A 22,830-nucleotide genomic window follows, 5' to 3' on the forward strand; every position below is an offset into this window, starting at 1 on the left:
TAGCGCCCACGTATCCACAAGCTGCCTTTTCGCCAATTAGCAACGACTTTTATTACAAAAAAAACCGCCCTTGTTCCATAATTAGCGCCACAAATTGCCAGATCAATACCATACCTGTATCATTGTACAATAGAAGAACCGGTCAAAACAGCTATGAGAAAATTCAGGAACGCGATATTTTATGTGGGTATAATAGGTGGCTTTTCCCTATTGATGTATTGGATCATCCTCAATGGCGTAAAATTGGAAGATGGCAAAGACATCAACATACCGCAATCTGAAAATAGTCAGTGGTCAGATTTTTTAACTGCTCTTATCCATAACATCCAACACCCCTTGGCTATTTTGCTAGCTCAAATTGTGACCATCATCCTTGTAGCACGATTATTTTCCTGGATCTGTGTAAAAATTAAACAACCTGCCGTTATCGGAGAAATGATAGCCGGTATTGTACTTGGCCCCTCCCTCATCGGCATGTATTTCCCCGAATTTTCAGCAGCACTCTTTCCTCAGGAATCCTTAGGTAACCTTCAGTTTTTGAGTCAGATCGGACTTATCCTCTTCATGTATATTGTCGGGATGGAAATTGATATGAAGATCCTGAAGCACAAAGCACATGATGCCGTTGTCATCAGCCATGCCAGTATCATTATGCCCTTTGTGATGGGTTTGGGATTAGCTTATTTTTTATACGACGAATTTGCACCTGCCAATGTACAGTTTCTTTCATTCGGTCTTTTTGCCGGTATCGCTATGAGTATCACGGCTTTCCCGGTATTGGCGCGCATCGTGCAAGAGCGCGGCATAAACAAGACCAGGCTTGGAACTATTGTAATAACTTGTGCTGCTGCTGATGACATCACCGCATGGTGTATCCTAGCAGCCGTGATCGCCATCGTCAAAGCAGGGTCGTTTGGCAGTGCCGCTTACACCATATTATTGGCCATCCTCTATGTTATCCTTATGATTCGGGTAGTGCGTCCGTTTTTACTGCGTATCGGCGAGTTGAATGGCTCGAAAGAAAGCCTAAGCAAAAGCATTGTGGCTATCTTCTTTCTCGTGCTTATCCTTTCTGCCTATGCCACGGAAGTTATCGGCATCCATGCATTGTTCGGCGCATTTATTGCAGGCGCCATTATGCCAGATAATATCAAGTTTCGAAACATATTTATTGAAAAGGTAGAAGATGTAGCGTTGGTGCTGTTGCTACCACTATTCTTTGTATTCACAGGTCTTCGCACGCAAATAGGCTTGTTAAACGAGCCTTACCTTTGGAAAATAGCGGCGCTAATTTTCGCGGTGGCTGTCGTAGGTAAATTTGTCAGCAGCGCACTGGCCGCTAAATTTGTGGGGCAAAACTGGCGAGATAGCTTAGCCATCGGTGCCTTGATGAATACCCGAGGGCTCACGGAGCTGGTGGCCTTAAACATCGGTTACGACTTGGGCGTACTTACACCAGAACTGTTTTCGATGATGGTCATTATGGCTCTAGCAACCACGTTCATGACCGGACCTACACTGGATTTTATCGACTGGCTCTTTCGAAGGAAAAAAGGGAATACCACTACACAGTCGTTATCCGAGCATTTTAAAGTCTTGATATCGTTTAGCAACCCCGAGTCTGGTCGAGCATTATTCCGATTAGCGCATAACTTCAGCAAAAAGGAATCTGAAAACACCCAGATTACGGCGATGCATATTGTAGACAGCGACAAATTACATCATTACGATACGGACCAACTCGAACGGGAAAAGTTCGAGGTATTATTTGAAGAATCGAAGGTGCTAAACAGAGAGATTACAACGATGTTTAAAACAGCTTCGGATATTGACGCAGAAATTATTGATGTCGTAAATAACGAAGAACGGTTTGATATGCTTCTCGTCGGGCTGGGACAGTCCATTTACAAAGGAACGCTGCTGGGGAATGTACTGGGTTTTACCACACGCCTCATCAACCCAGAGAAACTTATGAATACGGTAACTGGAAAAGAACAGTTATTCCAAAAGCATACTTTCGACGATGGACTCACGCAGATTGTCTCGAAGGTAAAAATTCCCGTAGCCATTTTAATTAACAGGAACTTCAAATCTGCAGGACGTATACTCATTCCTGTGTTCGGGACACAAGATCAACATTTGCTGTCCTACGCGGGGCGATTAATACGCTGCAACGACTCCGAAATTGAGTTACTGCTTATGAAACCGCAGCTCCGTCAAGGATCGCTGGGTGAAGCCATTCAAAAATTGGAGATCGACTTTCCAAATAACTTGACAACGAGCGAGCGGGCGGCGGCTAACTTTCCATTAGAAAATAAGTACGATCTTGTGCTTACCAGCACAGCAAGCTGGAAGAGCGGTTGGGAACAGGAGGAGCGACAAGAAGTTGTCAAAACGTCAATATTAATTATCACTAACCCCTTGAAAAGAGTTGGTAGTTAAGGTGAATCCCTCTTGGATAACTTTCGTCTTTCGGCTATAATAACGACGCCCCGAGCCACAACTTACTCTGCGATAAGGTCAGTTTTTGGGGCTAGACGTTGACTAAAGACGACGGCCCATAGTGAAATTTCCAAAATGGATCAGAGGATTATTGTCAGAATCATCGCAAAAATGTTCTAGGTCGTCTTCCGTGTAATCCGCCGGATCGGCACCATTCCGAATAAACTCTACTTTACGCGAGAAGTAATTCATGACATGGCAAAAGGGCCCTTTGAAACTATAGTCACTTACGTCCGAAATGTCAAAACATGGTTTTGTACTTCTGTTTTCTTCGCCGTAGATAAAAAGGTCATTTGCAAGACTAATTAAGTTTTTCAATTCCGTATGTAATGTGGGCGGATCTACAAAAACGCGTTCACCAAAGTAGCGGCTATTGATCATCTGATCAAGTTCTTCTTTGGTATTAATTCGGTAAATTAAGTTTGATAGATCTGTAGTCATTTCCATATGGATAGGATATTATTATTTACCGATAAACAATACAAAATCTATACCATCGCCATATTTAAACGCAACGAAAACATATATTTTTAGACTTTTTAAGGCCTATGTGTCAGCTTTACGATTAAAAACGTAGTAGATAGGAATCCCTACAAGAACAAGGATAAAACCCGGCCAAGTATACTCGCCCTTGTAAACGATCAGTAAACCACAAAATAGGATTCCGATAAGCAAGTAGATGACGATAGGTAGCGGATACAGAAACGTTTTATAAGGCCTCTCTATTTTCGGTGCTTTCCAGCGTTGGTAAACCACGCCGAATACAGTGATCATATAGAATATTACAATCACGAAGGAAACCATATCCAGCAAATTACCGTACTGTCCGCTTAAACACAACAACGATGCCCAGGCTCCTTGTAGCCATAAAGAGCGCGCCGGCACTTCTCTACTATTATTGGGAATAACTTGTTTTAAAAACAAGCGATCTTTAGCCATCGTTTGAAACACCCTGGCGCCTGAAAGCACCAAACCATTGACACAACCAAATGTAGATACCATGACTAATACCGCCATGGCGACTGTACCCTGTTTTCCCAACAATTTTTCAGCTGCGGCGATCGCGACACGGTCGTTACTCGCAAACGCGATTTCATCGCGCGTAAGCGTAGCTACGTATACATAATTACACAGTAAATAGAGCAACATGACCAAGGAAGTTCCAATTACCATGGCACGAACAACATTACGCTCGGGCTTCCGAACCTCAGCAGACACAAAAGTAACATTCTCCCATGCCACACTGCTAAAAATTGCACCGACCATAGCTGCTGCAATGCCGCCAAGAAGTGTCGCGCCGTCAATCGATCTCCAACCTCCGCCATCTATATTTTGAGAAGCTGCCCAACCAAAATCCATGTTTTCAGTAAACAAGCTTTTCTGCATAAGGTAGATGCCCCCAAAAACCAGTGCTACTAAAGCAATAATTTTGGCGGCCGTAAATATAGATTGCACCAATTTTCCGGAATGCAGGCCCCTTGTATTAATGTAAGTGAGAAGTAGAATCACGCCAATGGCAAGTACCTGCATCCAGGTAATCATAAAGGTGCCTTGTTGGTAAATCGGCGCCGCATCGTTCAAGGTGGGAAAGATATAACCGGCAAATTTGCCAAAAGCTACAGCCACCGCCGCAATAGTACCCGTCTGTATGACCGCAAAAAGACTCCATCCGTACAGAAATCCAGTCATGCGACCAAATATTTCTTTCAGATAAGCATACTGCCCGCCCGCCCTAGGATACATCGAGGAGAGCTCGCCATAACATATGGCTGCAGAAACTGTGGCAACAGCGGTCAATATCCAAACGGTAAACAGCCAATAGCCGGATCCCAACTGTCTCATCATGTCGGAACTCACAATAAAAATACCGCTTCCAATCATGGAACCCATCACAATCATTACTGCATCCCATAGTGTTAACTGACGCTTCATATTTTAAGGCTTATTTCGGATCAAACCTACACATATTCGATGAATTCCGAAAGCAGATCCAAAATAGCTTTGGCTATTTGGCAATTTAATCTAAAAACCGCTTATAATACCGGCATATAAATCCGGTTTTGCGAGGTAACAACAGGAAATGAATCCATTTAACAAAAGGCTTGCTTGGAAACTATTCCGGATATTTCTCGTTAAGTTAAGATAAGGAGAAATTGATATGAAAAAATTCTTACTAATTTTATTTTTAGCGGTCACGGGCTTCTCGGTAAGCTACGGCCAAGAGAATGTCAACCAATTTCGTGCGGCCTATCCAAAGGCACGAAAGGACGCAGCGCTCTGCAAAAAACAGCTCGCGATCATTGACCGCATGAAATCTCCAACGCCTTTGGAACTAGCTTATGCAGGTGCATTTTACGCTGTCTGGCCAGAGCATCTATCATCTCCTTTAAAGAAACTTAATGCATTTAAAAAAGGGAAGGATTACCTCGAACAAGCCATTAAAGCAGAGCCCGGCCAAGTGGAAATCCACTTTTTACGCTTAACAGTTCAGCATAACGCCCCCGCCATGCTGGGGTACAACGAAAATAAAGAAGAAGATCTTGGTATTGTCTTGGATAAATACGACGATATCACGTCGACAGCTCTCCGTACCAATATCAAGGAATTTCTGCTTGCGACCGATCTGCTCACGGATAGCCAGCGAAAAATATTTCAGTAGTTTCGCCCTGCATGGCGTCAAGCGACTATGGCGCCAAAAGTTTATCAGCCTGCAGTCGCCTAAATGCTACAAGAACGCCTTCTACCTGTGCCTCCTGGGCACGATAGCTGTCAAGGGTAAAATATTCTACTGCCTCGATCTCATTATTAGGACGTATATCTTTCAAATCGGGATATAGAAAGCAATCTTGTTCCATCAGTAGCTCTTGTTCTCCATAGGCATCTGCTGTGATACGACCATACGGAACCAGTTTGTCTTTGTCTAGCGTAAGCCCCAGCTCCTCCTCTATCTCTCTTACCAAGGCCTCTTTAGCCGATTCACCGGCATCTATTTTACCGCCCGGCAGATACCATGCTTGCTTATTACGGCTGTAAGCTAATAGGATCGCATTATCGCGCACTACGATTAACCCGGCCGTAAACAGTTGTTTTCTCATTCTTTTGTGCTTATCGTCACACAAATATAATAGGTTAATTTAAAATGATCGATACGGTGAGGTAGTAATACGGATATAAAGCGAGAATATACTTTTTTTGTGTAATACTTCAATCAAAACCCAAGAAATATTGTCTTTAATTAAAACACGTTAGCATGGGAGCATTAAGCGATAAAAACATCGAGCTATTGAATGATCTGATTGCGATCAATAATGATCGGATAGAAGGATATGCTAAAGCGATAGATTTAGTTGACAAAGAAAAAGATATCGATATCATATCGTTATTTGAAAAAATCGGCCAGCAATCGCAGCAATTCAAAGCGGCCTTGACACCGCTATTGGTACGCGAAGGTGAGCGGCCTACTGAAACCCATAATACCATGGGAGAACTTTATCGTATGTGGATGGATACGCGCATCGGCATTGCTGGCGACGATCGCTACAGCATCTTGGCGGCTTGCGAAAAAGCAGAGGCGGTGTTTGAAAAAATTTACGTCGATATTTGGCGGGGGGCAACGGACATGCCAGAAAAGTTGGTAGACATGATCAAGAGTCAATCGGAAGTCCAAAAAAACACACAGGCAGAAGTTGCTTCGCTTCGCGATGAACATGGTCCTGCGTAGCTAGACAATTTACATCTTTTTTACTAATTTTAGCATGAAAATGTTAGACAATGAAAAAGGGTTGGAAGTATTTTTGTTTAGGCATCGTGCTGCTATTGAATTGCGGCTACATGCATGCTGGTCGGGATCTACCTTCGTCAACAGGTAGAAGGCCATATATAAGCAACATTTCTTGGGAACAATTCCAAAGCGGCGATATCATTTTTCAAACCTCGCTATCGGGACAAAGCAAAGCCATTATGCTGGCCACGGAGTCGCCATACTCCCATTGTGGGATAATATGGCGAGAAAATAATGAACTCTATGTATGGGAAGCGGTACAATCTGTTAAGAAAACGCCGTTCAAGGAATGGATAGCTCAAGGGAAAAACAAAGCCTTTCAGGTTAAACGCTTGCGCAATGCCGACGCGCTATTGCCTCAAGCAGCATTTGCAAAATTGAACGAAGAACTAAAACAGCACGAGGGTAAGCCTTACGACACGGCGTTTGAATGGTCGGTTGAAAAAGTTTACTGTTCGGAATTAGTTTATAAGGTCTATGAGAGAGCAATCGGTCTGAAAATCGGAAAATTACAAAAAATGAAGGAGCTGAATCTGGGCAATAGCACGGTACAGAGCCAGCTGAAAAAGCGATATGGAAGCCGTATTCCTTTTGATATGCTAGTAATAACACCGGCTGCAATTTACCAAAGTGAATTGCTGATGGACATAGAGTAGCGAAAACGCCCTCTTCCATTCCGCTACTTCTCAAAGCGGTATAATTTGTACACTATCACCTATTTAAATATAAAACCATGATCGAAATTAAACAACATGACGGAAGAAAGGGAAAATTCGAAATATTTGTTGACGAAAAGCTTGCTGGCGAAATGACCTATACCTGGGCGGGCGATTCGAAATTTATCATAGACCATACGGAAGTCAATGACGGATACGATGGGCAAGGGTTAGCCAAGAAACTGGTCTTAGCAGGAATTGAATTTGCGAGAAACCAGCAAGTTAAGATTATGCCGCTCTGCCCCTATGCAAAAAGCGTGTTCGATAAAAATGCAGAATATAAAGACGTCTTGTTTTAGGCCAATACAACCTGAGGGTAGATTCCCTCAGGTTGACTATAATGACCCAATTTTCATAAGCATCGCACCAACCGCAAGGCAGCGATCGTACAATGCAAAAATACAACTTATTGATCTTAAAAAGATAATTTTTAGAAAAATTTACCTTCGATCAACGTGTGTAAACAAAGATAATAAAGAAATATAATACACAATAAAGAAACAATAACACCTTATTAACCTCAGCCAAGATCTGATTTATCACATTATGCACACGATTGCGTTGTGTTCCAAAAAGCAGTAAATCTAAAATCAAACCACTTCCACAAAAAGTTAGATGCGTCTGAACATTTGGATAAATTTCCAAGTAATTTTAACTGCTATTTTATCGCTGTCCTCTTTTTTATCCTCGTAGTGAATGATGGGCGATCTTGACAGCAATAAGATTATCCTTAACAAATTTACTGCTTATCTCCTCCCGCAATCACCGATACAATGCTATCTTCGGCTGCCCTCGACTGAAATTGCTAATGAATGGCTGATACGAGAAATTCCTCTGGCTACGGTTAGAGGCATATACTGCGCAGCACATTTTATTTTCATTATATTCGAATCATGTTAAAGAAATCATTCGATGCAATTGTTCCCGAAGGCAGCACGGTGCTTATCTTGGGATCACTACCTGGTGATCGCTCATTAGCCGAACAGCAATATTACGCGCATCCGCAGAATCGATTCTGGAAGCTTATCGCTCACTTATTTCAAGAAGAGCTACCTTTATACTATCAGCATCGTGTGGACATACTGCACAAACATAAAATTGCGCTGTGGGATGTTTGTCAAACGGCATTCCGAAAAGGGAGTATGGATCTTGACATCCTGGAAGAAGTCCCTAATCCCATACCGCAGTTGTTGCAAACGCATCCAGGTATAAAAGCAATTTTCTTTAACGGCCAAAAGGCTGAAAAACTATTTGACAAATATTTTCAACGAGTCGAGGAGCTGCACTACGAGACACTACCCAGCAGCAGCCCGGCAAATGCCAGTTTCAATCAAGATCGGCTTTTGGAGCGTTGGGCAACGATCCGCGACTTCCTTACCTAATTTCTTTTCGTTTCGGCTTTAAGAATAGCATTGTGTTTGTTACTTTTGCAAGCAAGATGTCAGACTTAAAATACAAACAACGAGGTGTATCCGCAGGAAAAGAGGATGTGCACAATGCAATCAAAAACATTGATAAGGGGCTTTTCCCAAAAGCTTTTTGCAAAATCATTCCCGATATATTGGGAAATGACGCAGCCTGGTGTAATATTATGCATGCGGATGGAGCCGGCACGAAGTCATCCTTAGCCTATGTATACTGGAAAGAAACGGGTGACATCTCCGTTTGGCGAGGCATTGCACAGGACGCAATTATTATGAACGTGGATGATCTACTTTGTGTAGGTGCTGTAGACAATATCCTGCTTTCATCGACCATAGGAAGAAACAAAAACCTGATACCCGGTGAGGTAATTGCCGAGATAATCAACGGTACAGAAGAGATCCTTCAGGAGTTGCGCGATTTAGGTTTGGGCATATACTCGACGGGCGGTGAAACCGCCGATGTGGGTGATCTTGTGCGTACTATCATTGTGGACAGCACAGTGACATGCCGCATGAAACGAGACGATGTAATTTCTAACCATAAGATCAAAGCTGGGAATGTTATTGTCGGCTTGGCATCTTATGGGCAAGCATCCTACGAAAAAGAATATAATGGTGGTATGGGCTCTAACGGCCTCACCTCAGCACGTCATGACGTCTTTCACAAATACGTGGCTGAAAAATATCCGGAAAGTTATGATCCTGCTGTACCCTATGAACTGGTCTTTGCTGGCGGATGCAAACTTACAGATGAGGTTGCCGTAGCAAATGAACAATCCGTTAGTGCCGGTAAATTAGTCCTTTCACCTACACGCACGTATGCGCCGGTTATCAAAGCGGTACTGGATAAGTATAGAGCGCAAATAGATGGCATGGTACATTGCTCTGGTGGAGCACAAACAAAAGTTCTGCATTTTGTAGACGATGTGCATATCATAAAAGATAATTTGTTCCCGATTCCTCCACTTTTCAAGCTTATTCAGGAGCAGTCTAATACGGACTGGCAAGAGATGTATAAGGTATTTAATATGGGACATCGTATGGAACTCTATCTTCCGGAGGAAATCGCAGCAGACTGTATTGCTATCTCGGAATCATTTGGTATAGCTGCTCAAATTATAGGCCGCGTGGAGGATGCACCAACTAAAAAGGTGACCATCCGTTCGCCACAAGGTGAATTTGTTTACGAATAAATAGTGATGATGGTTGTACTGAAAGAGAAACGTATCATTGGTAGTATCGAAACGGTAGATCTTCCGGAATTGGGATTGTACAACATATATGCAAAGGTTGATACGGGAGCAGAAACATCCGTATTACATTGTGAAGATTTTGAAGTATTTGAGAAGGATGGACATCGCTATATCCGCTGTTACATCGCTGGCCATCCGGAAGATGATGATGCGGAAGTTGTGCAGCTGACATTTCCTATCCATCGTGAACGCGTCGTGAAGAGCTCATTCGGACAGGCAGAAACGAGACATATTTTTTTAACGAAAATAAAACTATTTAACACCCTATTTACTATCAAACTATCGGTAAGAGACCGATCCTCCATGTCTTACCCAATGCTCCTAGGCAGAAATTTCATCAGCGGTAAATTTTTAGTTGATGTCTCTAAAAAGCATTTGACGAAAAACATGTTCTAAAACTTATAATCGATTTATCTGTTCATATCAATAAATTTTTCTCAGTGAATATAGCCGTATTATCGACGAATAGAAATCTCTATTCCACAAAGCGCTTGGTCGAGGCTGCCGAATCACGTGGACATCATTGTCAAGTCATTGACCATAGCAAATGCTATGTAGGCATACAACAAGGAAAACCCACTATCCATTATAAAGGTCAGGATCTATCTCATATTGACGCCATTATTCCGAGAATAGGGTCGTCATTGACATTCTATGGCTCGGCCATCGTCCGTCAATTCGAGGTAATGGACGTTGTCTCCGCAAATCCCAGCCAAGCAATCACGCGTTCTCGTGATAAACTGAGATGCATGCAAATTCTATCTGGTGCGGGTTTGGGGCTTCCGATAACAGGATTTGCCCGTTCGGTATCCGATGTCGATGACCTCATCAATATGGTGGGTGGCGCCCCGCTTGTTATCAAGCTATTGGAAGGTACGCAAGGTATCGGCGTTGTACTAGCCGAAACAAAAAAAGCGGCTTCTTCAGTCATAGAAGCTTTCTATGGATTGGGGAACAATATCCTTATCCAGGAATACATTAAGGAGGCGAAGGGTACAGATATACGCGCATTTGTTGTCGATGGTAAAGTGGTAGGTGCCATGAAGCGCACCGCTAAAGAAGGCGAGTTTCGTTCAAACCTGCATCGGGGTGGTACTGCCGAAATTGTAAAGCTAACCCGAGCAGAGAAGGAAACCGCCATCTCCGCAGCCAAGGCCATGGGCTTAACTGTGGCCGGTGTTGACATGCTTCCTTCAGCCCGTGGACCACTTATTTTAGAAGTAAACTCTTCGCCTGGTCTGGAAGGCATAGAAACGGCTACAGGAAAAGATATCGCGCTGGAGGTCGTCAAATATCTCGAAGGCCAGTATGCGGCAAAGCAGGCCTTAAAACCTGTTGTGCTCAAGCGAAAAATTAAAAAAGAAAGTAAGCTGTAATGCTATTTCAGGGCGCGAAGAATTAATGCTTCCGCCCTTCCCTCCTCTCCGCACTGCTTATAAAACAAAAAAGATCGTCCCGCGGCGACGCCTTATATTATTTAATTTTTCATATCTTAACTTCATGAAAAGAAATCTTTTTATCGTAGTTACATCCATATTGGCTCTGCTATCATCTTGCGCTGCTCCACGAAGTTGGTCACAAACGATGTCGTTGTGGCCTGGTGAGAGCGAAGATCAGGTATACTTAATTTATGGAGCGCCGACTCGGAGCCAAACCCTTAGCGACGGTCGTAAAGTGGCCACCTATGAGTTTAAGTGGTCTTTTGATGGCGATTTACGCTTTGGGGAAGTCACGTTCGGATTCAACCAAGGGCGCGTCACCAACGCATCGTTTAAAGGACATCAAACGGCTTTACGAGGAAATATTAAACGACCTACCGATAGGCCGGTGATTAAGTAGTTGTTTCAGTGTTGTAAACGGTTTCCCCACCACACAGCCTTTCTGCAGCATGACGCGGCAATCTGCATTTTTTAACCCAAGATTGCCGCGCCGTCGTACCTCCGGCTCGCAATGACCCCAACTCTTTAGATCTCACTACCCACTACTCATTACGCACTACCCACTACTAAAATCTCACTACCCACCACTTCAGACTAAAAAAAATGCGTCCTTGCGAGGAAGCATGACGCGGCAAGATGCATTTCTTAAACGTAAGTTTGCCGTGCCGTCGTACCTCCGGCTCGCAATGACGCCAACTTTCTAGATCTCACACCCACTACTCATTACGCACTACTCATTACGCACTACTCACTACCCACTACTAAAATCTCACTACTTATTTGTAATCCTTCCAAATTAATATTATGCTAGCATAGTATTAATTTGTATCTTTATATTTGTTAGAACCTGAAAGAATTTTATGATCGGTCAAGTTATTTTTCTGTTTTTGCTTATTGCAGCTGTTGCATTTTTCACGAGAAATGCCCGTCGTATATACCGGAATATAAAACTGGGAAAAGACGAGAAGCGCAATGACCAACCTGGCAGACGTTTAAAAACCATGCTGTTGGTCGCTTTTGGACAAAACAAAATGTTCAAAAAACCACTACCTGCTATTTTACACCTTTTTGTGTACGTCGGCTTTTGCATCATCAACATCGAAATGTTGGAGATCATTATCGACGGCCTATTCGGAAGCCACCGCATATTTTCCTTTATGGGGCCCTTCTACAGCTTTTTGATTTATGCCTTCGAGCTATTAGCCTTTGCCGTGCTGGCCAGCTGTGTCATCTTTTTAATTCGCCGGAATTTCCTGCGCATTTATCGTTTTGGTGGCCGTGAACTGACGAAGTGGCCAAGGACGGATGCTAACCTCATTCTTATCACGGAGGTCTTGCTAATGGGCGCATTTTTACTGATGAATGCTGCTGATTCTAAGTTACAGCTACTTGGACACTACCCCAGCGCAGGTGCTTTTCCCATTAGCCAGCACATCGCAACAATATTGCCGGAAAATGTGGATTGGCTTATCGGCATGGAGCGGGCTGCCTGGTGGTTTCACATCATCGGTGTATTAGCCTTCCTCAATTACCTGCCGTTGTCAAAACATTTACATATTATCTTGGCTTTTCCAAACACCTATTTCACGAAGCTTGCCCCAAAAGGAAAGTTCGAAAACATGCCTGCGGTAACGGGGGAAGTCAAAGCCATGTTAGATCCGTCGCTTCCGCCGCCTACGACGGAAGTCGGACGTTTCGGTGTCAAGGATATTCACGATCTTACCTGGAAAAATTTACTGGATGCGTACACCTGCACAGAATGCGGACGCTGTAGCGCTGCCTGTCCAGCCAACATAACAGGAAAGCTATTGTCGCCGCGGAAAATCATGATGGATACACGTGACCGTCTGGAAGAAGTGGGGCGTAATATAGATAAAAACAGCACCTTTCAGGACGATGGAAAATCACTGCTGGATGATTATATTAAGCGGGAAGAGATATGGGCATGCACCACCTGCAATGCTTGTGTAGAACAGTGTCCTGTCAATATTAATCCACTGGAGATTATCATGGGCTTGCGCCAGTATGCCATTATGGAGGAATCTCAAGCACCTGCGAGTATCAACGCGATGTTTAGCAACCTGGAAAATAACGGCGCCCCCTGGAAATATTCACCATCGGATAGGGCTAATTGGGCAAACTCTTAAAACGACAGCAAATGGAAACAACATTTCATATTCCTACAGCGGCAGAGATGCTGGCTAAAGGCGAAACGCCAGATCTTTTATTCTGGGTGGGATGCGCGGGAAGCTTCGACGAGCGTGCGCAGCGCATCACAAAAGACATCTGCAAAATATTAAATCATGTCGGCATAAAGTATGCTATTTTAGGTACGGAAGAGAGCTGTACCGGCGATCCTGCAAAGCGTGCAGGCAACGAATTTCTATTTCAGATGCAGGCCATGACCAACATACAGATATTGGAAGGTTACGCAATCAAAAAAATAGTGACCGCCTGTCCGCACTGCTTTAATACCCTCAAAAATGAATACCCGAATCTAGGTGGTAACTTTGAAGTTATTCACCATACACAGCTTATACAGTCGTTGATTGACGAAGGAAAGTTGAAGCCCGCTGATGGACATAGCTTTACAGGAAAGCGTATCACCTACCATGACCCTTGCTATCTGGGCAGGGCAAATGAGGTGTATGAAGCTCCTCGAAAAGCGTTAGAAATATTAGATGCCGATTTAGTGGAGTTGAAACGCTGTAAAAGCAATGGTCTTTGCTGTGGTGCCGGTGGAGCGCAGATGTTTAAAGAGCCAGAACCGGGAACAAAAGATGTTAACATAGAACGCATTGAGGATGTCCTCGCGTCAAAGGCCAGTATTGTTGCTGCCGCCTGTCCGTTTTGTATGACCATGCTTCGCGATGGCGTAAAAATGAAGGATAAAGAGCAAGAAATTCAAGTATTGGATATTGCCGAGATAACTGTTGCTGCTAATAAAATTTAGATGGCATTTAGAGCCTTTGCGCTATTTACAAAATACATAAAAGTAAGAAAGACCTTCCTAACGGAAAGTCTTTTTTTGTGCCCAGGAGCAGATTCGAACTGCCACGCCCATAAGGCGCCACCCCCTCAAGATGGTGCGTCTACCAATTTCGCCACCTGGGCATTGTGCTAGCAAAAGTAATGCTTTTTAGGACATTTGAAAAGGATTTAGAAGAATTTATAGCGTTATTCCGCTAAGTTCCTGTCTATCAAAGTCTGAATAATACCATCCACCAAACCGACCCGCGGTGCCACAATATTTTTCAAATGCCCCACCTTCATTATGGTCAGAAAAATCTCAGCCGCCGGGATAATGACGTCTGCACGATCCTGTTTTAAACCCAATACGTGGATCCTATCTTTTAGCGAATAAGAACTTAAGTAGAGATATATGGCTTTTAGTTTAGCGTAAGACATGGGCTTGTCCATTTTTTCATTCGCAATACGTGATAGCTTGTTAATATTGCCACCCGTACCAATGCCATAAATGTTTTTATAGATTTTCGTATGCTCACGCACCCATTTTTTCATTTCTTCCCAAGTTTCCGGGTTATCCTGATTATCAAGGATGCGTATCGTGCCGAGGTTGAACGAACGCGATGCGACAAGTTGCGCATTGGCGAACAACGAGATCTCCGTACTTCCACCACCTACGTCGATGTATAGATAGACCTTATTCTTATCCATATTCTCTTGTAGGTTGCTATTATAGATGATAGCGGCCTCTTTCGCGCCATCAATAATCTGTATATCAACGCCTATTTTGCTGCATGCTTTAACAATCTCCGAGCCATTGTCAGCATCACGCATAGCCGAAGTGGCACATGCCATGTAGTCGCTCACACGGTAAACATCCATCAGGTTTCGAAAAGCCTGCATCGTTTTCACCATGTTCTCAAATTTTGGCGCCGATATATGTTGATGAATGAAAGCGTCGTCACCTAATCGTAGGGGAACGCGTATAAGAGCTTCTTTTGTAAATTGTACTGGACTAGTTTCTTCATTAACTTCTGCGATCAATAGCCTAACTGCATTTGACCCGATATCTATAGCTCCGTATCTCACAAATAGTATATTTGGAATTAGTGTTTCACATTAAATTTTACAATAATACCAAAAGCAATATTAATATTATGTTAAGTTATGATTATATTCCCTATAAAAACAAAAAAAGGGATACAATACCTGTATCCCTTCCAATTATGTAATATTATCTTTTAGTGATGCGCATGTGCATCTTCTTTTCCTCCAGCCATCACAAACAATTCATTTACCTTCTCCACATTGGCCTCTGCAAATGAGCGAAGATCTTTGTCTGTATTACGGGTTAACCGTTGCAACTGCTCTTTGATAACTGCGGCTTCGTGCTGAACATGATGGGTATAGCCATCATCGGAATAGCCCGCACCATGATCATGACCGGCAGCGGCATGAAGATCAGTCGTAGCTGAATCTGCAACAGGGTTTTGATGAGCGGCGGAATGTACATTTTCATGTGGCGCAGCGAAAGGCTTGGCACCTTTTACTGGAAAATCCACCTGCTTCAAAATAGCCAGGCTATCTAACCCGGGAATGATCGCTCCATAAACTTCCTCTGCTTTGGCTGCGAGCTGCTTTGCCTTTGCAGAGGTAGCGGCTGTCTGCGCATACTTCGCGTAATCCGCTTCATAAACAACCTTAGCGCCTACGATCTGAAAAAACTGAAAAGCGTCTCCATCAGCTAAACTCGTATGTGTATACTTTAATTGATTTTCTTTAGCAGTCTGTGGATTACAAGAAGCTAACAAAGCGCTGGCGCATACACCGGCAACAAATAAAGTTTTAAATTTCATCTCTTTTCTTTTTATGCTACAAAAATATAAAAATAATCGGGTTTACAGCTTGAAATAACAATTTAAGCTAGATTGCGCCCGGCGTTTACCACCCCATAAATGGTGCGTGCAATCAACTTTCTGTAAATACCTTCTTTTTCTTCTGATAAGCCATTATCGCGCAACGCCCGTATGGCATAATGCTGGATGATCAGCAAAGGCAACACAATTTTTTCGCGCGCTAATATGGATGCCCGTTCTATTGGATAATGCTCCATGAGCACGGAAGAATTACTCAATTTCATGACGTAAGTTCTCGTCAGTTCATATTCCTCTTTCAGCATCGACCAAAACTCCGAAAATGTCTCATCGTATTGCATGTAAGCCGTGATGTCAAAATTAGATTTTGTCATAGACATCATACAATTATCAATGATGGTTTTAAACATACCCGAGCTTTCATATAGATTTTTAACGTAAGACCACAAGTTATTCTCATCCGCCCAGCGTAAGGCCGTTCCGACCCCATAAAAACCGGGAATATTTTGTTTAAGCTGGCTCCAAGAGGTAACAAAGCTTATGGCACGCAAATCTTCAAGACGTAGTTCTCCACCGGAGTTACGTTTTACAGGTCTACTACTAATATTTACTTCAGAAAGCTGTTTAAGCGGACTCAAAGTTTCCAAATATTTCAAAAACAGCGGATGTTTGCGGAGCGACATAAACTTCCCATGGCTCTCCTGCGCCATTTGGTCGATTACCTCCTTTTGCTTCTTCGTTAGCGTATCGCCATCCTTCTGTTGAATTTCGGAGATAATGCCTGCTTGTAATAGCAACTCCATATTATGCTGCGCAGTTTCCAACGATCCATACTGGCTACTAATCGTTTGTCCTTGGATAGTCAGTTGGATATGTTCATTGGCAATTTCTTTTCCCATAGACGCATAAAAACGCTGAGTTTTTCCACCCCCGCGAGCTGGAGGGCCGCCCCTACCATCAAAGAACACAAGATCGACATCGTATTCGCGCGCAATGGCGGTCAATTCAATCTTCGCCTTGTAAATAGACCAGTTGGCCATCAAGTAACCGCCATCTTTCGTGCTATCGGAAAATCCAAGCATGATCGTCTGTTTGTTACCGCGCTGCTTAATGTGCTGCGCGTAGCGCTCGTTATCATACAAACTGCGCATAACATCAGCTGCACGCTTCAAATCATCCACCGTTTCAAAAAGAGGGACAAAATCTATTGTCAACGCGTCTTTCTTCCATCCTGACCATAGAAACAATTGCATTAGTCCTAAGATATCAGACGATTGCTGGCAGTTGCTGATGATAAAACGTTGCGCCGCACGTTCGCTTCCACTTTGTTGGATAGCTTTCAGAAGTTCTATTACCTCCAGGGTATCAACTATTAATTTATCGGCATCCTCGTCAAAATCTAAGCTTAGCTCTGAGAAAGAGATACTTTTTTCTTTCTGTTCTTCAGAATCTACAATACGGCTTAAGTCGATTCCGGTCTCTGGATTACGCTCAACAAGGTAATTAAACGTATTCCGCAATATGCTGCTATCTTGCCGGATGTCCAAAGTTGTGAAATAACAACCAAACGTAATTACTTTTCGAATTAAATCTTCGACGAGCTCCACGAACAATCCATTATGGCGCGTGTTCAATACATCTTTCACCGCATTTAGATTTTCTAGAATAACGGAGGTTTCATCAACTGGGTTTTCTGCCGGATTGAAGCTATTATCGTAAAACAGATTTTGCAACACATCCAAATATTTCTCTACGCCACGGAAAGTGATACGGCGGCGAACAATTCTGAAATCGCGGTAGTAGCAACGAAACAAAATAGTACGTAGCATACTGGCTACTTTCTTGGTACTTTCCGCGTTCACATTTGGATTACCGTCACGGTCACCCCCCGGCCAAAAACCTAACTCGATCAATTGCTTTACATCCTCTATGGGCACTTCCAGTTCACTATCAATCTTTGACTGGATTTCGGAAGCAACTTTATAGAATACATTTTCAAGAAACCAAGCCAAACTAGCCGCTTCATCTACCGGTGTAGGCTTTTCCTTATTAATGAAAGGTGTCTTACCCAGTTGTTGCAACAGCGACTGAATGTTTGGCACATCGTTTCGCTTCAGGGCGTCTATAAGATCGGTGATGATCGCTAAAACGGGCCCCGGATAGAATTGAGTCGGATGTGCAGTCAGCACAAGGCGGATAGAGAAATCACGTAATTTTTCTACGATGTCTTTCTTTAACTCGGGGTTATCCTGCGCACGTTGAAAAAGCCCTTGAAGAATACCAGATTCATCTGTTTTACCCACGTTTTGAAACGCGGAATCTTCCACAGCATCGAAAAGAACTACTTGACGTTCAATATATTGAACGATTCGAAAAAGAAAATCTATTCGATCTTCTTCTTGTACATACTGCTCATATTGCCCAAAAAAGCTCTCTATGATATCTTCCGGTGTAAGATGCTCATCAACGCCTTTCTCGCAATGCGTTGAAAAAAATGGGAGTATTGTACCTGTATGCTTTACCCGCTGGAAGGGCAAGGTTAAAAACAAACTTTTGTATAAGTCAAAGCGTGTTAATACTTCGTTGTGAAAAACGGATTGTTTTTGACTGATTTTCATGCGTGAGATTATGGAATAACATAGGATCGACGCCAATAACGTTCGAACCGCTCTAAATTATATAATATTTAAAATAAACACAAGTTTTACTGCAAAACAATTAGCATATCAACCATATTATTGAAAATAATTCAAAAAATAGCACCTGTTCATTTTTTCCTTGAGCTAAACTATTTCCCCTATCTTCGAGCTAAGACGGGATCTAGCGAGCTGAAGCTTAAAAATGTTCCACGCGCTAAAATGCAAACGAATTTACCATGCTAAAAGCTAAATATACGATCATATCTAAATAACTAACCATTATAGGGCAAAAACTGTTTGCGTTATTTTGACATCTTTTATGCGGCGTGGCCAGCAGTGCGCGTTATTACACGATTTTGCAATTGCATATATTTTCGAATTTATCTAAGTTTGAACAACGCGTACCATTGCTCTAGTAGGCGAACATAACACGTAATTCATGGAAAGAACCAAAGAAATAAGTAATTTCTTTTATGGACAGTATTTCTCCGAGGGAGTTAAGATCACAGCTGGATGTATCGTTCCCGTCCTTGTTTCGGCATCGCTGGGTTACTTCGGTATTGGCACCTTGATTTCATTGGGGGCTCTGTTGGTTGGGTTGTCGGATACACCGGGCGCCCCCTCCCACCGACGTCTAGGCATGCTTTCGACAGCCTTGCTATGTATGTTAACATACATCATTATTATCCATGTTAACTTTTCTGTTCCACTTACCACGATCGTCGTCGCCCTACTTAGCTTTTGTTTTGCTATGCTTGCTGTCTTTAATGCGCGAGCTGCGACCGTAGGATCAATGTGTACGCTAATGATGCTATTTAATGTACACCATGAACTTGTAGATACGGAAAAGTGGATGTATCTGATCTATATAGCGGTTGGAGGCTCTTGGTACATGTTGATTAGCATGTCTTTATTGCAGATCCGCCCCTACCGCGTCGCTCAGCAAGAGCTTTCCGAATCAATTAGGCACGTGGCCGACTACATCCGATTGAAAGCAAATTTTTATGATCCCAAAATAGATGTCGATACAAACTATCTCAAACTGATCGAGAAGCAAGTAGAAGTACATAAACACCAAGAGCTGGTTCGAGACATCTTATTTCGCAGCAAACGTTCGATAAAGGATACGACAAAAATTGGTCGCTTTTTAACGCTTATATTCTCTGATATCGTGGATCTTTTCGAACAAAGCATGACCACGCAATATGATTATAACGCGATAAAGACCACATATGGTGAACATGGCGTATTGATTCCATTCAAAGATGTGCTGATCAAGCTTACGCACGAAATGGACAATATGGCGTATGCTATCAATGCGAATAGAATGCCCAAAGCTATCTACAGTTTCGAACAGGATATTGAGTATCTGCGTGAGGAAGTAGAAAAGTTGGATAAAAAGCAGATCAATACTATTCCGTTAAAAAAGATTATCATAAATATTCGGGGCATTGTTAAATACCTCGAAGACATTTACAGCTACAGTTCTTCCAAAATATCCGATATTCCACGCCAGGAAATAGACTCTGCTTCGCAATTTATCACGCGCGACCAAATCGACTGGAAGAAATTCAAGAGCAACTTAAGTTTAGAATCTTCCGTTTTCAGACATGCCCTCCGTATGTCCTTGGTGTTATCAGGAACGTATCTTACCTTAAGTCTGATAAGCTTCAATCCCAATGGAATTTATTGGACGCTATTGACCATCATGGTAATTTTGAAGCCCGGCTTTGGCCTCACGCAGGAACGCAATCTTCAACGGCTGATCGGCACTGTTGTGGGCGGTGTGATTGGTGCGACGATCGTATTCACCATCCATGACCCCGCCATACGATTTGTCTTACTTATTTTTTTCTTTTTGACAGCATACAGTCTATTCCGCATCAACTATATTATCGCTGTGATGTTTATGACACCCTACGTATTAATTATGCTGAGCTTTAACGGAATGAATACTTTCGAAATGGCTAAAGAGCGGATATTTGATACCTTTTTAGGTGGCGTCATTGCATTCCTATCAAACTATCTTATTTTTCCGAACTGGGAGAGCACGCAATTTCGGGGTAACATGCGCAGTCTGCTGTTAGCTAATTATAATTACATTGCCCAAGCTTTGCAAATTCTAGCTGGCGAAAACTTATCGCGAACGGCCTATAAGCTCGCCCGGAAAGAGGTATACATCGCTTCAGCCAATATGGGCTCTACATTTCAACGCATGCTGACGGAACCGAAATGGCGGCAGAAATACACCAAAGAGGTTAACCGATTTGTAATTTTGAACCATATCTTTTCATCTTATTCGGCAAATTTGCTAACGCAGGTTAACCAGGCGGATATATCGACATTTAATAAGGAGCAGGTTAAGCTACTTAGACGGATTTTAAGTGATCTTGAGAAAGGAATCGTACTGTTGCCCGCACCCGAGGGGCAGCAGGATGATTTTAAAAATAATGCGGAGTTTCCCAAGTTTGACGAAGGGACAGCTGATGAGGAAGAACATCGTTTAATTACAGAACAATTACAGTTCTTGAACAAAATTTCAGGAGATTTACACCGCGTAACGCAAGAGCTTATCGATCGTTCTGCAGCGATCGAGGAGAATGAAAAAATCAAGGTAATAAATGGATAACTTATTTGATGTATTGATTATCGGAGCAGGACCTATCGGTATAGCCTGTGGTATCGAAGCGCAACGAGCGGGTCGCTCACATGTAATTATTGAAAAAGGCTGCTTGGTCAATTCCATCTATAGGTACCCGACGAACATGACTTTTTTCTCGTCTTCGGAACGATTGGAAATTGGTGACACACCATTTGTCACGACTTTACCCAAACCGAAACGTGCGGAAGCGTTGGAATATTATCGACGGGTTAATGATAAATTTAAACTAAATACACGCCTTTTCGAAGAGGTTATTGCTGTAGAAAAATTGAAAGACGTTTTTCATGTGCAAACTTCTAAAGGCCATTACACCGCGAAGGCTGTGATCGTAGCGACTGGTTTTTATGACATCCCTATGCTGCTGAACATCCCCGGAGAAGAGCTGCCTAAAGTATCGCACTACTACAACGATCCGCACTATTACGCGCAGCAGCATGTGCTTGTTGTGGGCGCCAGCAATTCGTCGGTTGATGCAGCATTAGAAACGTATAGGAAGGGCGCGAAAGTTACCTTGCTGGTACGCGGCACAGCGATTAGTCAACGGGTAAAATATTGGGTGAAGCCAGACATAGAAAATCGAATTGCCTTTCAAGAAATCGATGTGTATTACGAGAGTACACTTACAGAAATTTCGGAAACAAGCGTGACCTTGCGCACACCAAAAGGCAATGTGACGCTTAAAAATGATTTCGTTCTCGCCCTGACAGGTTATCAACCGAACTTTGCGTTCCTAAAAGCTATAGGGGTTGAAATTCCAGACGAGGCGCCCATGATTCCGACACATGATCCTGAAACGATGGAAACAAATGTTCCGGGCTTATATTTGGCAGGGGTCGTTTGTGGCGGTCTGAACACACACCTTTGGTTTATTGAAAATTCTAGGGTTCATGCAGAAGTGATTATGAAACATCTTGAGACGAAAGAACGCTAGGCTTTAAACCCCGTAGAAAGATACTGATCATCTTTTTTTGCTTTGCCAGGATAAGCTCAAATTCATCTGGCGTGGGAAACAAGCAATCGTTCAAATCTTTACTTAAAATTCCCGTACGCATTCCCATTAGAGAAAATAGTAATAATTCTGCCGTTTCATCAAGGTTATCCACGACAATTTCGCCATTTTTCACACCGATAGCGAGTATGCGGCTAAACTGATCCCGCACACGGTCAAAGAAAGGCCCTAAACTTTTACCCATCTCGCTGGGATCTTGCATAAATAACGACGTGGAATATTCAAAAAGATTATAGTTTTCCCGCATCAATTCCATCCGGCTTTCGATAGCAAAAAGAATAGCCTTCTCCAAACTTGAAGCCTTCGCAACATATGCGTCGACTTTATTGATCATCTCGTTGATCACATATTCCAATACTGCAGTGTAAAGGCTATGCTTGTCTGGAAAGTAGTAATATAAAAGTGCCTTGGAGAAAGATAGATCTTTCGCAATCTCGGCCATCGTGGTCTTAGCCATACCGAAATGGGCAAAGCGCTTTTTAGCGACTTCCAAGATCTTGGCTCTTTTTATATCAACGTTTTTGGGCATAACAATTTATTCCTTTAATAATACTGTTTGTAGTA

Annotated in this window: 21 protein-coding genes and 1 tRNA gene; 14 read left to right on the forward strand and 8 right to left on the reverse strand. The window is 42.8% G+C overall.

The window, feature by feature from the left end; all coding sequences use genetic code 11:
* Positions 1-153: 153 nt before the first annotated feature.
* Positions 154-2,442, forward strand: coding sequence for a cation:proton antiporter (locus DI53_RS01500; RefSeq protein WP_037494618.1), 2,289 nt, complete (start codon positions 154-156; stop codon positions 2,440-2,442).
* A 102-nt stretch (positions 2,443-2,544) separates the two neighbouring features.
* Here the strand turns inward: DI53_RS01500 and DI53_RS01505 are convergent, their stop codons facing one another.
* A complete protein-coding gene (locus DI53_RS01505) occupies positions 2,545-2,949 on the reverse strand; it encodes a hypothetical protein (protein ID WP_037494620.1) in 405 nt (134 codons plus the stop codon).
* 99 nt (positions 2,950-3,048) lie between these two features.
* Complete coding sequence (locus tag DI53_RS01510; RefSeq protein ID WP_037494622.1) at positions 3,049-4,434, reverse strand: APC family permease; 1,386 nt, start codon at positions 4,432-4,434, stop codon at positions 3,049-3,051.
* 226 nt (positions 4,435-4,660) lie between these two features.
* Here DI53_RS01510 and DI53_RS01515 point away from each other — a divergent pair, with 226 nt between their 5' ends.
* Complete coding sequence (locus tag DI53_RS01515; protein ID WP_052071949.1) at positions 4,661-5,161, forward strand: hypothetical protein; 501 nt, start codon at positions 4,661-4,663, stop codon at positions 5,159-5,161.
* A gap of 25 nt (positions 5,162-5,186) precedes the next feature.
* On the opposite strand, the gene DI53_RS01520 is transcribed toward DI53_RS01515, so the two are convergent.
* Positions 5,187-5,597, reverse strand: a complete 411-nt coding sequence (locus tag DI53_RS01520; RefSeq protein WP_037494625.1) for an NUDIX hydrolase — start codon at positions 5,595-5,597, stop codon at positions 5,187-5,189.
* 155 nt (positions 5,598-5,752) lie between these two features.
* On the opposite strand from DI53_RS01520, the gene DI53_RS01525 reads away from it, so the two are divergent.
* The 10 genes from DI53_RS01525 (at position 5,753) to DI53_RS01575 (ending at position 14,068) form a co-directional block, all read left to right on the forward strand.
* The gene (locus DI53_RS01525) at positions 5,753-6,223 is read left to right on the forward strand and encodes a PA2169 family four-helix-bundle protein (RefSeq protein WP_052071951.1); all 471 of its coding nucleotides are present in this window, start codon (positions 5,753-5,755) and stop codon (positions 6,221-6,223) included.
* A 50-nt stretch (positions 6,224-6,273) separates the two neighbouring features.
* Positions 6,274-6,939, forward strand: coding sequence for a YiiX family permuted papain-like enzyme (locus DI53_RS01530; RefSeq protein WP_037494627.1), 666 nt, complete (start codon positions 6,274-6,276; stop codon positions 6,937-6,939).
* Positions 6,940-7,016: 77 nt separating this feature from the next.
* Positions 7,017-7,298: a GNAT family N-acetyltransferase gene (locus DI53_RS01535; RefSeq protein ID WP_241462343.1), complete on the forward strand. Its 282-nt coding sequence runs from the start codon at positions 7,017-7,019 to the stop codon at positions 7,296-7,298.
* 594 nt (positions 7,299-7,892) lie between these two features.
* The gene (locus DI53_RS01545; RefSeq protein ID WP_037494631.1) at positions 7,893-8,381 is read left to right on the forward strand and encodes a DNA-deoxyinosine glycosylase; all 489 of its coding nucleotides are present in this window, start codon (positions 7,893-7,895) and stop codon (positions 8,379-8,381) included.
* 56 nt (positions 8,382-8,437) lie between these two features.
* Positions 8,438-9,616 (forward strand): AIR synthase related protein, encoded by a 1,179-nt coding sequence (locus tag DI53_RS01550; RefSeq protein WP_037494634.1) that lies wholly within the window; start codon positions 8,438-8,440, stop codon positions 9,614-9,616.
* Positions 9,617-9,622: 6 nt separating this feature from the next.
* Positions 9,623-10,072 carry an ATP-dependent zinc protease family protein gene (locus DI53_RS01555; protein WP_241462345.1) on the forward strand — a complete coding sequence of 150 codons (450 nt, stop codon included), beginning with the start codon at positions 9,623-9,625 and terminating at the stop codon, positions 10,070-10,072.
* Between the two features lie 44 nt (positions 10,073-10,116).
* Positions 10,117-11,052, forward strand: coding sequence for a 30S ribosomal protein S6--L-glutamate ligase (gene rimK / locus DI53_RS01560; RefSeq protein WP_037494636.1), 936 nt, complete (start codon positions 10,117-10,119; stop codon positions 11,050-11,052).
* Between the two features lie 124 nt (positions 11,053-11,176).
* On the forward strand, positions 11,177-11,515 hold the full coding sequence (locus DI53_RS01565) for a hypothetical protein (protein ID WP_037494638.1): 339 nt from the start codon (positions 11,177-11,179) through the stop codon (positions 11,513-11,515).
* Between the two features lie 460 nt (positions 11,516-11,975).
* Positions 11,976-13,262, forward strand: coding sequence for a (Fe-S)-binding protein (locus tag DI53_RS01570; RefSeq protein WP_037494640.1), 1,287 nt, complete (start codon positions 11,976-11,978; stop codon positions 13,260-13,262).
* A gap of 11 nt (positions 13,263-13,273) precedes the next feature.
* Positions 13,274-14,068, forward strand: coding sequence for a (Fe-S)-binding protein (locus DI53_RS01575; RefSeq protein WP_037494642.1), 795 nt, complete (start codon positions 13,274-13,276; stop codon positions 14,066-14,068).
* Between the two features lie 78 nt (positions 14,069-14,146).
* On the opposite strand, the gene DI53_RS01580 is transcribed toward DI53_RS01575, so the two are convergent.
* The 4 genes from DI53_RS01580 to DI53_RS01595 form a co-directional block, all read right to left on the reverse strand.
* A tRNA-Leu gene (locus DI53_RS01580) sits at positions 14,147-14,229 on the reverse strand.
* A gap of 63 nt (positions 14,230-14,292) precedes the next feature.
* Positions 14,293-15,171: a Ppx/GppA phosphatase family protein gene (locus tag DI53_RS01585; RefSeq protein ID WP_037494644.1), complete on the reverse strand. Its 879-nt coding sequence runs from the start codon at positions 15,169-15,171 to the stop codon at positions 14,293-14,295.
* Between the two features lie 152 nt (positions 15,172-15,323).
* Positions 15,324-15,938 (reverse strand): hypothetical protein, encoded by a 615-nt coding sequence (locus tag DI53_RS01590; RefSeq protein ID WP_037494646.1) that lies wholly within the window; start codon positions 15,936-15,938, stop codon positions 15,324-15,326.
* 62 nt (positions 15,939-16,000) lie between these two features.
* Positions 16,001-18,574 carry a phosphoenolpyruvate carboxylase gene (locus DI53_RS01595; protein WP_037494648.1) on the reverse strand — a complete coding sequence of 858 codons (2,574 nt, stop codon included), beginning with the start codon at positions 18,572-18,574 and terminating at the stop codon, positions 16,001-16,003.
* 460 nt (positions 18,575-19,034) lie between these two features.
* Between DI53_RS01595 and DI53_RS01600 the strand changes: the two genes are divergently transcribed.
* Complete coding sequence (locus DI53_RS01600; RefSeq protein WP_037494650.1) at positions 19,035-21,224, forward strand: FUSC family protein; 2,190 nt, start codon at positions 19,035-19,037, stop codon at positions 21,222-21,224.
* Positions 21,217-22,188 (forward strand): YpdA family putative bacillithiol disulfide reductase, encoded by a 972-nt coding sequence (locus DI53_RS01605; RefSeq protein WP_037494652.1) that lies wholly within the window; start codon positions 21,217-21,219, stop codon positions 22,186-22,188. Before DI53_RS01600 ends, DI53_RS01605 begins: the two co-directional genes overlap by 8 nt.
* Here DI53_RS01605 and DI53_RS01610 read toward each other — a convergent pair.
* On the reverse strand, positions 22,157-22,795 hold the full coding sequence (locus tag DI53_RS01610) for a TetR/AcrR family transcriptional regulator (RefSeq protein ID WP_037494654.1): 639 nt from the start codon (positions 22,793-22,795) through the stop codon (positions 22,157-22,159). The two genes, DI53_RS01605 and DI53_RS01610, sit on opposite strands and share 32 nt — an antisense overlap.
* Between the last annotated feature and the right edge of the window lie 35 nt (positions 22,796-22,830).

Source organism: Sphingobacterium deserti (genome assembly GCF_000757725.1).
Taxonomy (GTDB): Bacteria; Bacteroidota; Bacteroidia; order Sphingobacteriales; family Sphingobacteriaceae; genus Sphingobacterium; species Sphingobacterium deserti.